We start from the raw sequence: 13,741 nt of genomic DNA, 5'->3' as shown, positions 1-13,741 counted from the left end.
GGCTCCACCCAGCTGAGCTACGGGCGGTCAATTAAGACACTCAGATTTCCCATCCGGATAGAGCGCTTGCGCTCCCCCTTCGGGGACCGGTCCTGAATCGCAGATTCAGGCCGTTTCGCCGGCGAAAGCAGTGCTTTCGCATCTCCGGCTCCACCCAGCTGAGCTACGGGCGGTCAATTAAGACACTCAGATTTCCCATCCGGATAGAGCGCTTGCGCTCCCCCTTCGAGGACCGGTCCTGAATCACAGATTCAGGCCGTTTCGCCGGGCGAAAGCAGTGCTTTCGCATCTCCGGCTCCACCCAGCTGAGCTAACGAGGTGGCATTCAATCAGCTCCACGACCTGAGATTCAGAATCTAGCGTCGCTCGCCTATAAACGAGGCGGCAATCATACTGACTCTGCCAGACGGAGTCCATCCCAAGCGCAAAAACGCACACGTAATTTATCGACAGTAATGTTAGCGGCTACAGCAGAAGGACCTACACTTATTGAAAAACCCCTTCAAATGAATGGTTGGTGCCATTGTATGAACACCCATGGCTCAGAAATATATGTTCTGGCAGCAAAAATTGCATCACATCTGCACTTTGCCACCAAAGTTGCGGAGAATCTGTCATTGACCGCAAAAAATGCTCACGCCGTCAGCGCTAGGGCTGGTCAGCAAGCTTCGGGTTTCCGAGCGATCACCAGCTATATCGAAGATCTCGCTGCGTCGACTATTTCTCAGGCAAAGCGCATAAACATAAATGCAATTGAAATTTCTCGCTTGGCAACTACGCGCGAGCATTTGCTTAAAGCGTACCGCTATTTTCATCAGACTCAACATTCTGCTGCGGACGCGCCTTTTTTAAGCTCTTTAGATACGCCAATCAGTCGCACATCAAAGGAGCTCAGTGATCTGGAAGGAGATTTCAAAAGCCGCCTATGGCAGCTGGAACAATTGCTGGAAGAAACTCAACAGCAGATTCGCGCCGCCGATATTATCTCCAGCACCTCCAAAGTGGAGGCATCCCAAGCGGGTGCTTTTAAGCCTCAACTGGAAGTGATCGCAGAAAATATTGCCGATTCAGCCAGCAGTATCAAGAAACACCTTTACCAGGCTCATCGATTGCTTCTCGACGTAACCGTCGCGCTTCAAACCACAGGAAGAACCTCATGAAAGTCCACAAGCTCGCGTCAAACTCCAGAACACAATGGTTGATGTTTGGACGGGACCCTGGCAAAGCGGAAAAAATAATTGATACCAATCAATACTTACTTAGAGCGGGCGACAAAGCTCTTTTAATGGATCCAGGTGGGGTGGAAATTTTTGCCCCAATGCTTGCTGCGATTTTGCGAGAAATCAGCCTCGATGAAATCAGTTACCTATTCGCGTCTCACCAAGACCCGGATATTATCTCGTCACTGGGACTATGGGATCACACACTTCCCAAAGCGAAACTTTACGCACCTTGGCTATGGGAGGGTTTCATTCGCCACTTTGGCATGAATAACATCACCTATGAACCCATCCCGGATGCTGGTGGCACCATCAGCCTTAACGGTATCGATATCACCATGGTTCCAGCACATTATCTGCATTCGTCGGGCAACTTCCACATTTATGATCCCCACGCAAAGGTATTGATGAGTGGTGACGTCGGAGCAGCCTTGGAAGATCAAACAGCGCCTTTAGCCGTTGAAGAATTTTCAGAACACATTCCCAGAATGAAGAAGTTCCATCAGCGTTGGATGCCTTCAAACGACGCCAAAAACGATTGGGTGCAACGAGTACGACAGCTGGATATTGACATTATGGCGCCGCAACATGGCCGTATTTTTACTGGCGACAATATTGATCGATTCCTCGACTGGTTTGAAGCACTGGACGTCGGCACAGCTATTTCTTAGGTAGGGCGTGCACCGGTTACCAAAATCAGCTTTAAGCCAGTAGCCTGCCATATAGCCGGCAGGCCCTACCGAAACTCAACGGTTTAGGACGGCAAAAGCATCCCGAGTTAAATTTTCTGTACCAGAACTTGTGACACAAATGTTGTCTTCAATCCGAATACCACCGAATCCCATTAACGCTTCAATCTGAAACCAATCAACCAGTTTCGCATCTCCGTTACTGCGCAGTTTATTCAACAACGCTGGGATAAAATACAGACCTGGCTCAATCGTAAATACCATATTCTCTTCAATTGGCCGAGTGAGGCGGAGGTAAGGATGCTGATTGGGCGGAGGTAGCTCACTGCCATCCGTTGACTGCATCCAGCCACCTCGATCGTGCACCTGCAAACCCAGCAAGTGCCCTAATCCGTGAGGAAAAAAGAAGCTCGTCAATCCCCTCTCAGTTGCCACATCGGCCGAACACAACAACAGCTTCTGTGCGACAAGAAGCTCTGCCAACAAGCGATGGCAACGCAGATGGAGATCCAAGTAATTTTTGAAGCGAGGAATTTCTTCAATAACCTGCAACTGAAGCTTTTCCATTCCTGCGACGAGTTCAGTGAATAAGCCACTCTCACGAGCATAAGTTCGGCTAATATCAGCGGCATAACCGCCACAACCAAACCCCGCATCTATAAGAAAACTTCGAGATTCCTTAGGCGCCTGAAGCTGTTTTTCTGTGTAGTGAAGAATTGCACCGTGATCGTTCAGCGCGATAATATTGCCATAGGGAAGATGCTCTTCCAACGTTCCCGCAGCTTGCAGATAAGCCAAGTGAATCTGAAATTCAGAAGCCCCATCGTAAAACGCATTTTTTGCTGCGATATGACCAAGTGCCGCCCGACAAGACGCGAGCCTTAAACAGGCGAGCTCATATCGCCCTTTAAAGGCGCGTCGATAGTCCAGCTCACTGAGTAATTGCTCCGGCTGAACATCCGCATGCTCGAGAGGACAATCGGTCGGCTGACCAATAAATGCAATCGCTTTGGCCGCCAAATCTTTAAGCAACCGGGACGCCAAATGGTCAGGGTCGCTAAACACAACCACATCAAATGTATCGCAAATAACGACGTCATCAAGCGGGTTAACCTTGTGCCAAATATCTTCCGGACAAAAGTAAAACAGTCGAGGCTTCTCATCCTCGACACCGATCCAAAGTAGGCACCGGGGGCGATCGAGAATGGGTACCCAAGCTTTAAAATAGGGATTAACTCTAAATGGATAACTGTTATCGTCACGATAGGCATACAGGTCAGAACCCGCGCTGATCAACAATCCATCATAGCCGCAACCCGAAATCAGCCCGGTGGTAGTTTCGAACAGTTTTGCGACATGCTCTCTGTAATCAGACTCCAGGCCTCCAGGAATGCCTGCCAATGTTACCTCTTGTGTCATACGTTTAACTCCGATGGTCTCACCCCCGACTGTTGGCTGCCATGCCGAGGCAGTGATTGTGCGCTATGCGAGCACTCAAAAAGGCCTGCAGCCCCGTTACCCTTAGATTACGTAGACGAATAATGCACCCTTCCCCGCCAGACATTCTCTGAATCTTACCGTCCAACCTCGCTACAAGGCAGGTGAAAGTTCGCCACAAACTACCCGACCATCAGGAAAAGTGATACAACTAGCCAAAGGGCACCTCTATAAATAGTGGTTTTGGGATTCTGGCAAGAAAGGACTGAGCGAGCAAAGCCTTGATACCATCAGGATTCAAAGGGTGTATTTTTAAAGATGCCCTTCAGGCAACGGGAAAAACGGAGTTACAATGTCGACATCACTATCACCCTCGCAATTGCGTGAAAGAATTCGTCAAGGTGAACATACGGGACATACCTCGGGCTATTGCGAAGGTTACGTGCAATGCAATTTGGCGATACTTCCCCAAGACTGGGCGGCGGAATTTCTACAATTTTGCCACTTTAACCCCAAACCATGCCCTCTGGTTGCCATGTCGCAAACACCTGGAGACCCGCTAATCCCTGGGGTTGCCGAGCAGTTCGATGTACGTTCTGACCTGCCATCTTACCGAATTTGGCACAATGGCGAATGCGTTGATGAAGTCACCGATATTCACGCAGCCTGGCGAGATGACCTAGTAACCTTCCTTATAGGTTGCTCATTTTCCTTCGAGGAAGCCTTGCTGGCGGATGGTTTGGAAATTCGTAATATTTCTGAAAACAGAAACGTTCCGATGTACGATACCTCCATTAACTGTACCCCTGCGGGTCGCATAAACGCCAATATGGTTGTCAGTATGCGCCCCTTCAAGCCAGCCGATGCGATACGGATGATTCAAATTTGTTCACGATTTCCAGAAGTGCACGGCGCGCCCGTACACTTTGGTGATCCGTCAGCCATCGGAATCAGGGATATTCAGGAACCGGATTACGGCGAAGCGGTAACCATTAATACCGGTGAATATCCGGTGTTCACTGCCTGCGGAGTCACGCCACAGGCTGCCATTCGAGCCGCAAAACCTCCATTTAGCATCACCCACAGCCCAGGCTGCATGGCAGTGACAGACATCCCAAACAGCAAACTGTCAGTTTTCTAGCGTTAATTAAGAGGTACAATTCCCAATGACGTTGCTATTAAATTGTGATCTTGGCGAAAGTTTTGGCAACTGGAAGATGGGACTTGACGCTGAAGCAATGCCGCATATTGATCTGGCTAACATTGCTTGTGGATTTCACGCGGGCGATCCCCTGGTCATGCAAAAAACGCTGACATTGGCAGCGCAACATCACGTCACCATAGGTGCCCATCCGGCGTATCCTGACTTAGTTGGCTTTGGCCGCCGCTCAATGACTTGCTCCACAGATGAGCTTTCTGCCCTTTTGCTGTATCAGATATCATCCCTAGACGGCATGGCCCAATCCATGGGTTTGCAAGTGGACTATGTCAAACCTCACGGAGCTCTTTATAACGATATGATGGCAGATGCGACGATTCGCGCCACAGTCATGGCTGCAGTCGCCTCCTATCACCGACCCGTAAAGCTTATGTTGCTCGCCACCAAAGAAAGCGAAATCCATCAGCAAGAGGCGTCTAATCTTGGACTCAATTGCTTGTTCGAAGCCTTTGCAGATCGGCGTTATGACGAACAAGGCATGCTTGTCTCCCGCCGACGTGCTGCTGCCGTTCTCAATCGAGAACAGACACTCGAACAAGTGCAAAATCTGGCTAAGAATCAGGCCGTAACAAATATTGCGGGGCAACAGCAATACTTTCCAAAGGTTGACACACTTTGCGTTCACGGCGATAACATCGATGCCGTCCAGGCCATTAAAGACATACGACACATACTTAGAACATGAAAATTGTACCCGCCGGTGAAAACTCACTGATGATTTACCTGGCAGACGAAGCCTCGTCTGCAATCTTCGATATTCTGCAGAGCTTTGTTTCAGAAATTCAAAAAACGCTGGGCGACGGCCTTATCGATGTCGTGCCATCTTATGCATCCGTACTGGTGATTTACGCCGCAGATCAGCTTTCAGCGGCTGACTTGATGACAAAATTGCAGCGCGCTTATGAACAGGCGCAGACAATATCATCCGAACGACCATCACAGGTCATCGAACTACCCGTGTACTACGGTGAAGACGTAGGTATTGATCTCGAACGCGTATCTTCCCACTCTGGCCTGAAAACAGAAGCTGTCATCGAACTGCATCAAATGCAGGAATATCGTGTCTATGCCATTGGCTTTGCACCAGGCTTTGCTTATCTCGGCAAGCTGGATCCCAAGATTGCAACACCGCGGTTAGCCACACCACGCAAACAAGTCGCTCAAGGTGCTGTCGCCATCGCCGATCGACAGACTGCTGTCTACCCCGCGCCGTCCCCGGGTGGATGGAACATTATAGGTCGCTGCCCAACACCACTCTTTGATCCCAAAACACCTCCCCATATGCCGGTTCAAGTTGGCGATCGGGTACGCTTTTTTGCCATTGATCAGCAGGAATTTTTACGTCTTGGAGGACATCTTTGAGCTTTGAAATACTCAATCCCGGCATGCTAACCCTACTTCAGGATGGCGGTCGTTACGGATATCACAAACTGGGACTCACCACCGGAGGCCCCATGGACAGGGACGCCTTCCACTGGGCCGATCAATTGGTTGGCAATGAAGAGGAATCCTGCCAGCTGGAAATGACCATTGGCGGACTCAAATTGCTGGCGCACAAGCCATCATGTATCGCAATCACTGGCGCCAACGCGCCTTGCCGCATCAACGGCGAGAATGTCCCACAATGGAGCACGCTGCAGCTAAACAGCGGCGATATTCTGGATATTGGTTACGCACGAAACGGCTGCCGCCTGTATCTTGCCGTTTCTGGAGGCTTTCAGATTGCCCCCCAATTTGGCAGTTGCTCAACCGTCATTCGTGAAGGACTCGGCGGCCTTGATGGTGGCCCGATTCAAAAAGGCGATATCTTGGAAACCCTGGAGAGCAGTCACCAAACGTGTTTTCGTCTACCCAAAGAACAAATCCCCAAATACAGCAATTGGGTTACTCTGCGCGTATTGGCGGGCTATCAGTACGATGAATTCAATAGTGCCACTCGCGATCTTTTTTTTCAGTCCACCTATACAGTCGGCGAACTCTGTGATCGTATGGGTTATCGATTACAAGGTGAAAAAATTCATACGCCAAGCAAAACGTTTCTCTCCGAAGGAATCTGCTTTGGCGCGATTCAAATACCACCGGATGGCCAACCCATAGTCCTGTTAAACGATCGCCAAACAATTGGTGGCTACCCCAAAATTGGCAGCGTACTGTCACTTGATGCAAACCTCTTAGCACAGCTGACAGCGGGGGGACGCGTCAACTTTGCACTGATTGATCAATTGGCCGCAGAGAAAGCACTGCGCTTCTCTCGGCAACGACGCCAATCAACGCGCTTGGATGTGATTACCGATTAAATTCAAGGAACAAGTCTTGCTTTGTTATAACGGGTAATCGCCGGAATCTGCAACGACCGGACAAAAACTATGGCTGTCAGCTTATAGCCAGGATAGAAATTCACGTTGGAGAGAAACCACATCATGAGCAGCAGCAATGAACACGCCAGCCGCTATAAAGATCTGCTCGAACTCAGTGGTACGATCGAAGACCTCTTGGTGTGTCGCAACTTAAGGGGAATGCAGACGCTGCAACGAACCCTGGAAGCGGGATACTGCTTACGCACAGCGCAAAAATTGCTTGCCTGCGATGATCAGATACTAATCGCCACTGGATTTCCCGTCGGTAATACCCAGGAAACCGATGGTCCAGCGGGGGCTATTGCTCTGTCTGACGCCCTACAAACTCTGGAGAAATCGGTACAGATTGTCTGTGAAGATCCATTAGCCAGCCTGCTGGCAACTCAACACCCCGTCACTCGCTTGGCAACCGACCACAACGACTGCACAGCCTCACTACAGAAGCTTTCGCCCGGATTAATCATTGCCATTGAACGTCCGGGAGCTGCAGCCGATGGCAACTACTACAACATGCGGGGCGAACAGATATCTGACCGGGTTGCCCCAATCGACACCTATTTCAGCGGGTTCTGCGGAGATAAGCTTGCCATCGGCGATGGCGGCAACGAGGTCGGTATGGGTCGGGCGGCATCTTCCCTGGCTCTATTGGACATCGTTCCCGCGGCCACCAGTTGCGATGAACTTCTGGTTGCAGACGTCTCAAACTGGGGATGTTTCGGCATTATTGCGATGCTCGAAGCTCTAACCGCACAGCCTCTTCTACAGGATATTCGGCACGTGGAAGTCCTTAACTGGCTAGCGGCTCAAGGCATTGTCGATGGCGTCACTCGGCAAGCAGAACCAACAGAGGATGGGTTTAGCGCTGAGGCCAGCCAAGAACTATTAGATGAACTGAAACGTCTTTTGAATATATTTTTTAACATTACCTAGAGTCAACAACATATTACCAGGGCCAACGCCCCCTAACCATGTCACAATTACCATACCGGATAACGAATGGATCGGTAATCCGGAGTGTTTAGCCCGTTAAGTTGGAGAGGCGACATGCAACAGGTTTTTCTGAACGACCGTTTTTTGCCCGCCGCAGAAGCACGTATCTCACCAATGGACCGAGGTTTCCTGTTTGGCGACGGCATCTACGAAGTAATTCCATCGTACAGCGGGAAGATGGTGGGATTTGCTTATCATATTGAACGCCTGCAACAAGGCCTGGATGCCATTGGCATTCCTTTGCAATGGAAGCCAGAACACTGGTTCGACATTTTTCAAACATTACTGTCGGAACACACGACCACTAACGTCGGAATTTATTTACAGGTGACTCGCGGTACTGATGACAACCGCTACCATGCATTTCCAAAGGGAATTCTGCCCACCGTTTTTGCCTATACCTTTCCAATCAGCGACCCTCCGATAGCAGACATCGAAAAGGTAAAAACCTATCGTGTTAACACAGAGCAGGATCGCCGCTGGCGCCGCTGTAATATCAAATCAGTATCCCTGCTCGGCAATGTTTTACATTTTCAGTCCGGATATGCTCAAGGGTTAAATGAAACACTGCTGTACAATGAACAACAAGAGCTGACGGAAGCCAGTGCATGCAACGCCTTTATCGTGACAAATGGCAGGGTTATCACTCCACCGCTCGATCACCAGCTGCTACCCGGAGTTACTCGACGAATCGTTCTTGAGGCTCTAAATCATTTTGGCGAGATCTCCGTTGAGGAGCGGCCAATACCCATGGCAGAGGCACTCGCTGCGGACGAAGTCTGGATCACCAGCTCCAGCAAAGAGATCGCTCCTGTCGTCGCCATTGACGGTAAGCCGGTAGGCACAGGCAAACCCGGACCTGTCTGGCTCGCGGCTCAGCAGCAATACACTCAATACAAATTCGATGTCTGATCTATGACCCGCCCAGCTCAAGCCATTATCGATCTGGCCGCTCTACGCCACAATTACCGCTTGGCCCAACAACTCGCACCCCATAGCGATACGCTCGCGGTCGTGAAAGCCAATGCGTATGGACACGGAGCCGTTGCGGCTGCAAAAACGCTTGAACCCACAGCACCGGCTTTTGCTGTCGCAAGCTTCGAAGAGGCGATGGAGTTACGGGAGTCGGGAATCCATAAACCCATTATGCTTCTTGAAGGACCGTTTTCTCCGGAAGAAGTTAAAACAGCAGCCCAGTTGGATTTTTGGTTATTACTGCATTCTGAAGAACAAGTTAACTGGGTTTTACATCGTGACAAGTCCAGCAATCAGCAGCTCGCTGTCTGGCTGAAAGTTGATTCCGGCATGCATAGACTGGGATTGTCGGGCGAATCCCTCGTTCGCGCCTACCAAAAACTAAGCCAAGCGGCCGACATTCGACAGCCGATGGTACTAGCGACCCACTTTGCCGAAGCGGATGTCCCTGCCAGCAATTTTACCAGTCGTCAGCTGGAGCAATTTCATCTCGAAACAGGCCGCTTTCAGTGCCCCTGCAGCCTCGCAAATTCCGCCGGGGTTCTCGCACATCCTCAATCCCACGGCAACTTCAATCGGCCCGGGATCATGCTTTACGGCAGCTCACCCTTCTCCTCTCCTCATCCAAATGCGGCCAAATTAAAGCCTGTGATGACTCTGACAACCGAAGTGATCGCTGTTCATCAGGTTGCTCGAGGTGAAACCGTTGGCTATGGAAGAGCATGGACGGCACGTAACGACTCCACCATTGCCACTCTGGCTATAGGCTACGGGGATGGCTACCCAAGACTGACCCCTAACGGCACACCTGTATTAATAGAAGGTCAACGCGCCGCTCTGGCAGGTCGTGTTTCCATGGATATGATTACCGTCGATATCACAGGACTCGACAATATCCATATTGGATCAAAAGCAATTTTATGGGGTAATGGGCTTGATGTTAATCACATCGCTGAACTGTGCGGCACTCTGGGCTACGAATTGTTGACGCGAATGCCTTTAAGAGCCCCTCGACGCTACATCAATCAGGATTGACGTGGAAGCAAGTTCGCAGAATTTGAATAAAAGGACGACGGCAAATGGCGAGAGAACACCGCAACTGACGGGCAGTGACAGGCTATTCCAGGGTTGTTCCCTGCTGCAATTCAGAACGAGGTTTGGGATCACTGGCAAAAGCTTCGTTGAAATCAAGGGTACTGACAAAAACTCCCAGCGTAAAAACCAAAGTAACGATGGTTATCACGTCGAACTTCATGCGCTGCCTAGCCCCTTTCCTTGCCATATAATATCGCGAATTGGCTGGTAGACGCTTGACGCCAAAAGTTTCCAACCCCATTTCTCCACCAGTTTACCCAAAAATATTCTAGGCGCCAGCTTTTTGACGTTTTCAAGGAAAAGTCATTGAGAAATGCGCCCCATTCCAGGTGATGGATAACCGTCAGCTAACAAAAAATCTACCAGCCATTTCTACCAAATAGAAATAAGCCAATGATCTGTAAGTGAAATTTCTGAAACGGCAGACGGAAATTAAGTAAAACGTTGAAATGCCTCGTATCGCCTGAGCTCACAGAGGGGAAGAATTGGCGACAAGGCAGCGAGTTAGACCGGCAAGTGACGCGAACCTCTATCAGCGAGGCGACAAAATAACGTCACCTCGCCATGAGGCGGCCTTGTCATCCAAGAAAGAACTGATAGGCTTCGTTATCCGTTTCGTCCCAATAACGATAACCGAGTGTGTCGAGATAACCGTTCACTTGCTCGAGCTGCTCTTCAGCCAATTGCATGCCCACCAACACCCGGCCATAAGCCGCGCCGTGGTTGCGGTAGTGGAACATGGAAATATTCCAGCGCCCGGCAAAATGGGAGAGAAACTGATAGAGCGCGCCAGGCCGTTCGGGAAACTCAAATCGATAGACTCGCTCATCGGAAACCCCAGCCGCGTGCCCTCCAACCATGTGTCGGATATGCAGTTTCGCCATTTCGTTGTCGGTCATATCAACAACGGAATACCCTTTTTCTCTTAACTCCTGCAAGAGGTTGTTACGGTCTTCGGGGGCGGGTGCCACTTGGACACCGACAAATATCCGCGCCTCATCACGATCCGCGTAGCGATAATTAAATTCGGTGATATTGCGTTTACCCAGATCTTTACAGAAGGTCCGATAGGCGCCCGGCTTTTCAGGAATAGTCACCGCCAGAATCGCCTCTCGCTTTTCCCCGGTTTCAGTTCTTTCCGAAATGTACCTTAGCCGATCAAAGTTGGTGTTCGCACCGCTATCAATAGCGATCAACGTCTGACCTTCGCATCCCTGCTCGGCAACATATTTTTTCAAGCCTGCTAAGGCCAAGGCACCCGCTGGCTCAGCGATCGAGCGAGTATCTTCGAAAATATCTTTTATGGCCGCACACATTTCATCAGAGTTGGCAGTGATAACGCCGTCTACCGTGTCCTTCAGCACCCGATAGGTCTCTTTACCAATTTGGGCGACGGCAACGCCGTCGGCAAAAATGCCCACTTCCGGCAAGGTCACACGCTCAGACGCTTCTAAGGCTGCCTTAAGGCAGGCCGCGTCTTCTGGCTCTACCGCAAAGACTTTCGTCTGAGGACGCACATACTTTATGTAGGCCGCCACACCAGCACACAAGCCACCACCACCAACAGGTACAAAGACGGCATCAATGTGCGCAGGATGCTGGCGCAGAATTTCCATGCCAATGGTACCTTGCCCTGCGATGACATCCGGATCATCGTAAGCATGGATATAGGTCAGCCCTTTTTCTTCGACAAGTGCGGCCGCGTGCGCATAGGCTTCATCATATACATCTCCATGCAAAATCACCTTCGCACCGTGGCGTCGAACCGCATCCACCTTAATAGCAGGGGTCGTGCGCGGCATGACAATAATCGCTTTCACCCCCATTCGGGCGGCAGACAGCGCCAGGCCTTGTGCGTGATTACCTGCAGAAGCGGCAATAACCCCGGCTTTCAGTTGATCCTCGGGCAGTTGCCGCAGCTTGTTGTAGGCGCCGCGAATTTTGAAAGAAAAGACCGGTTGCAGATCTTCGCGCTTAAGCAGCACCTGATTTCCCAGGCGAGTGGAGAGATAGTGAGCGGCGTCGAGAGGTGTCTCTATCGCCACATCATAGATACGGGCATCGAGGATGCGTTTGATGTAAGACTCTGGCATGACAGAAATAACAGCTGGAGGGTGAACAGTGAGGGCGCCATAGTAAAGCATTGCCACCGACTCGGCTATCGAAGTCCCCTCTAGCACCGTATAATTGCCGCCCTTTAACATTGCACGGCAGGGAACTGGCCAAACGAGGAGACTTCCATGAACCAGGATCAGCTTAAACAAGCGGTTGCCCAGGCGGCAGTGGACTATATTCTTCCCAAATTGGAGAGCGAATCCATCGTCGGCGTCGGCACCGGTTCTACCGCCAATCTGTTCATTGATGCGCTTGCCCAGCACAAGGGCCTGTTCGACGGCGCTGTCGCCAGTTCAGAAGCCTCTGCTGAGCGCCTGAAAAGCCACGGGATTCCCGTTTACGATTTAAACAGTGTCGACGCTCTCGAGGTTTATGTCGATGGTGCCGACGAAACCAATGCCCACCTCTGCTTAATAAAAGGCGGCGGAGCGGCATTAACCCGCGAAAAAATCGTTGCCGCGGTCGCGCGCGAATTCATCTGTATCGCCGATGAATCAAAATGGGTGGACATTCTGGGCAACTTCCCCCTTCCTGTGGAAGTCATCCCCATGGCCAGATCCCACGTGGCCCGAGAGCTGGTCAAGCTAGGCGGAGACCCGGTGTATCGCGAGGGCTGTGTGACCGACAACGGCAATCAGATCATTGATGTTCACAATCTCAAGATTACACAGCCCCGCCATTTAGAATCTGACATCAATCAGATTACTGGAGTGGTAACCAACGGCCTGTTTGCCAACCGCCCCGCGGATGTTCTACTTCTCGGTAAAACCAGTGGCGTAGAGACCCTCTTCGCGCCCAAGTAGTATTGCCATAGCGAGCACGAAGAGGCATCTACGAGAAGACCCAGCGGCCGTCAGGGGACTCAGAGGACCTGAGTCTCCACCTCTAACAGGTCTTTTAATACCACCTTCAGTTGATCACCAGAGCTGATGGGACCAACGCCGGCAGGTGTTCCCGATAGAACCACATCACCTGGGTTTAAGGTAAAGTAGCGAGAGATGTAGCTGAGTAACTCAAGCACGGGTGTCAGCATATCCCCGGAGTGACCGTCCTGCTGCAATGACTCGTTACGCCACAATTGCAGCTGAAGCTGTGTCAGATCAGCCCCCGCCGGCAAGGTGACAAAAGGCGTCAAAGGACAACTGCCATCGAACGCCTTGGCCATTTCCCATGGATGCCCTTTCTCCTTCAGCGCAGACTGTAGGTCGCGCAAGGTGAGATCAAAACCGATTCCAACCCCGGCGATCACCTCCCGGCACGCCTCAGGCGCAGCTTGTTTGAGCTCCGAGCCAATCAGGAAAGCAATCTCGGTTTCGATATGACAGGATCCTTGGTCAGAGGGCACCGTAAAACCCGGCGCCAAAGGCACCAACGCGGTAGCCGGCTTCATAAAGAGCAGAGGAGCATCCGGCACCGGGTTATTCAATTCTTTCGCATGGGCGGCGTAATTGCGCCCGATACAAACGACCTTGCCGGTCGGCAAGTCGGCACTGGTAATCCCCTGCGGGGTTTTTAACTGATGACGATAGGTCAAAGCTGATCTCCTGCTGAAGCATATAGCCGCAATATCACCATTCCTGCCAAAGGATATAATCCCGTGGCGAATGAAGGTCGCTGGCTGTGCTATCATAGCGCGCTTTCGCG

14 protein-coding genes are annotated in these 13,741 nt (G+C 51.0%); 10 read left to right on the top strand and 4 right to left on the bottom strand.

What is annotated here, in order from left to right; genetic code table 11:
- The first annotated feature begins 527 nt into the window (after positions 1–527).
- Positions 528–1,160, top strand: coding sequence for a hypothetical protein (locus ACXAFR_RS15080; RefSeq protein WP_475178314.1), 633 nt, complete (start codon positions 528–530; stop codon positions 1,158–1,160).
- Positions 1,157–1,891, top strand: coding sequence for an oxygen-binding di-iron domain-containing protein (locus ACXAFR_RS15075; RefSeq protein ID WP_475178311.1), 735 nt, complete (start codon positions 1,157–1,159; stop codon positions 1,889–1,891). Before ACXAFR_RS15080 ends, ACXAFR_RS15075 begins: the two co-directional genes overlap by 4 nt.
- A gap of 75 nt (positions 1,892–1,966) precedes the next feature.
- Here the strand turns inward: ACXAFR_RS15075 and pepQ are convergent, their stop codons facing one another.
- Positions 1,967–3,328, bottom strand: coding sequence for a Xaa-Pro dipeptidase (gene pepQ / locus ACXAFR_RS15070; protein ID WP_475178309.1), 1,362 nt, complete (start codon positions 3,326–3,328; stop codon positions 1,967–1,969).
- A gap of 370 nt (positions 3,329–3,698) precedes the next feature.
- Between pepQ and ACXAFR_RS15065 the strand changes: the two genes are divergently transcribed.
- The 7 genes from ACXAFR_RS15065 (at position 3,699) to alr (ending at position 9,922) form a co-directional block, all read left to right on the top strand.
- Positions 3,699–4,487 (top strand): putative hydro-lyase, encoded by a 789-nt coding sequence (locus ACXAFR_RS15065; protein ID WP_475178307.1) that lies wholly within the window; start codon positions 3,699–3,701, stop codon positions 4,485–4,487.
- 25 nt (positions 4,488–4,512) lie between these two features.
- On the top strand, positions 4,513–5,250 hold the full coding sequence (locus ACXAFR_RS15060) for a 5-oxoprolinase subunit PxpA (protein ID WP_475178305.1): 738 nt from the start codon (positions 4,513–4,515) through the stop codon (positions 5,248–5,250).
- The gene (gene pxpB, locus ACXAFR_RS15055) at positions 5,247–5,927 is read left to right on the top strand and encodes a 5-oxoprolinase subunit PxpB (protein WP_475178302.1); all 681 of its coding nucleotides are present in this window, start codon (positions 5,247–5,249) and stop codon (positions 5,925–5,927) included. Before ACXAFR_RS15060 ends, pxpB begins: the two co-directional genes overlap by 4 nt.
- The gene (locus ACXAFR_RS15050; protein WP_475178298.1) at positions 5,924–6,862 is read left to right on the top strand and encodes a 5-oxoprolinase subunit C family protein; all 939 of its coding nucleotides are present in this window, start codon (positions 5,924–5,926) and stop codon (positions 6,860–6,862) included. Before pxpB ends, ACXAFR_RS15050 begins: the two co-directional genes overlap by 4 nt.
- A 123-nt stretch (positions 6,863–6,985) precedes the next feature.
- Positions 6,986–7,852, top strand: coding sequence for a glutamate cyclase domain-containing protein (locus ACXAFR_RS15045; RefSeq protein ID WP_475178297.1), 867 nt, complete (start codon positions 6,986–6,988; stop codon positions 7,850–7,852).
- A 114-nt stretch (positions 7,853–7,966) separates the two neighbouring features.
- The gene (locus tag ACXAFR_RS15040; RefSeq protein WP_475178295.1) at positions 7,967–8,824 is read left to right on the top strand and encodes an aminotransferase class IV; all 858 of its coding nucleotides are present in this window, start codon (positions 7,967–7,969) and stop codon (positions 8,822–8,824) included.
- 3 nt (positions 8,825–8,827) lie between these two features.
- Complete coding sequence (gene alr, locus ACXAFR_RS15035; RefSeq protein WP_475178293.1) at positions 8,828–9,922, top strand: alanine racemase; 1,095 nt, start codon at positions 8,828–8,830, stop codon at positions 9,920–9,922.
- A gap of 82 nt (positions 9,923–10,004) precedes the next feature.
- Here the strand turns inward: alr and ACXAFR_RS15030 are convergent, their stop codons facing one another.
- On the bottom strand, positions 10,005–10,142 hold the full coding sequence (locus ACXAFR_RS15030; protein WP_475178292.1) for a hypothetical protein: 138 nt from the start codon (positions 10,140–10,142) through the stop codon (positions 10,005–10,007).
- A 418-nt stretch (positions 10,143–10,560) separates the two neighbouring features.
- A complete protein-coding gene (gene ilvA / locus ACXAFR_RS15025) occupies positions 10,561–12,075 on the bottom strand; it encodes a threonine ammonia-lyase, biosynthetic (protein WP_475178402.1) in 1,515 nt (504 codons plus the stop codon).
- A gap of 147 nt (positions 12,076–12,222) precedes the next feature.
- On the opposite strand from ilvA, the gene rpiA reads away from it, so the two are divergent.
- Positions 12,223–12,900 carry a ribose-5-phosphate isomerase RpiA gene (gene rpiA, locus ACXAFR_RS15020; RefSeq protein ID WP_475178290.1) on the top strand — a complete coding sequence of 226 codons (678 nt, stop codon included), beginning with the start codon at positions 12,223–12,225 and terminating at the stop codon, positions 12,898–12,900.
- A 59-nt stretch (positions 12,901–12,959) separates the two neighbouring features.
- Here the strand turns inward: rpiA and ACXAFR_RS15015 are convergent, their stop codons facing one another.
- Positions 12,960–13,631, bottom strand: a complete 672-nt coding sequence (locus tag ACXAFR_RS15015) for a fumarylacetoacetate hydrolase family protein (RefSeq protein ID WP_475178287.1) — start codon at positions 13,629–13,631, stop codon at positions 12,960–12,962.
- Positions 13,632–13,741: the final 110 nt, after the last annotated feature.

Source organism: Pseudomaricurvus sp. ABR4_320, assembly GCF_056159445.1.
This window is presented reverse-complemented; position numbering and strand designations above follow the sequence as displayed.

Excerpts from the sequence above, each read along its gene's own strand:
- ACXAFR_RS15080 (WP_475178314.1), top strand. The coding sequence starts at position 528 with ATGAACACCCATGGCTCAGAAATATATGTTCTGGCAGCAAAAATTGCA.
- ACXAFR_RS15045 (WP_475178297.1), top strand. The coding sequence starts at position 6,986 with ATGAGCAGCAGCAATGAACACGCCAGCCGCTATAAAGATCTGCTCGAA.
- pepQ (WP_475178309.1), bottom strand. The coding sequence starts at position 3,328 with ATGACACAAGAGGTAACATTGGCAGGCATTCCTGGAGGCCTGGAGTCT.
- pxpB (WP_475178302.1), top strand. The coding sequence starts at position 5,247 with ATGAAAATTGTACCCGCCGGTGAAAACTCACTGATGATTTACCTGGCA.
- ACXAFR_RS15065 (WP_475178307.1), top strand. The coding sequence starts at position 3,699 with ATGTCGACATCACTATCACCCTCGCAATTGCGTGAAAGAATTCGTCAA.
- rpiA (WP_475178290.1), top strand. The coding sequence starts at position 12,223 with ATGAACCAGGATCAGCTTAAACAAGCGGTTGCCCAGGCGGCAGTGGAC.
- ilvA (WP_475178402.1), bottom strand. The coding sequence starts at position 12,075 with ATGCCAGAGTCTTACATCAAACGCATCCTCGATGCCCGTATCTATGAT.
- ACXAFR_RS15075 (WP_475178311.1), top strand. The coding sequence starts at position 1,157 with ATGAAAGTCCACAAGCTCGCGTCAAACTCCAGAACACAATGGTTGATG.
- ACXAFR_RS15040 (WP_475178295.1), top strand. The coding sequence starts at position 7,967 with ATGCAACAGGTTTTTCTGAACGACCGTTTTTTGCCCGCCGCAGAAGCA.
- alr (WP_475178293.1), top strand. The coding sequence starts at position 8,828 with ATGACCCGCCCAGCTCAAGCCATTATCGATCTGGCCGCTCTACGCCAC.
- ACXAFR_RS15030 (WP_475178292.1), bottom strand. The coding sequence starts at position 10,142 with ATGAAGTTCGACGTGATAACCATCGTTACTTTGGTTTTTACGCTGGGA.
- ACXAFR_RS15060 (WP_475178305.1), top strand. The coding sequence starts at position 4,513 with ATGACGTTGCTATTAAATTGTGATCTTGGCGAAAGTTTTGGCAACTGG.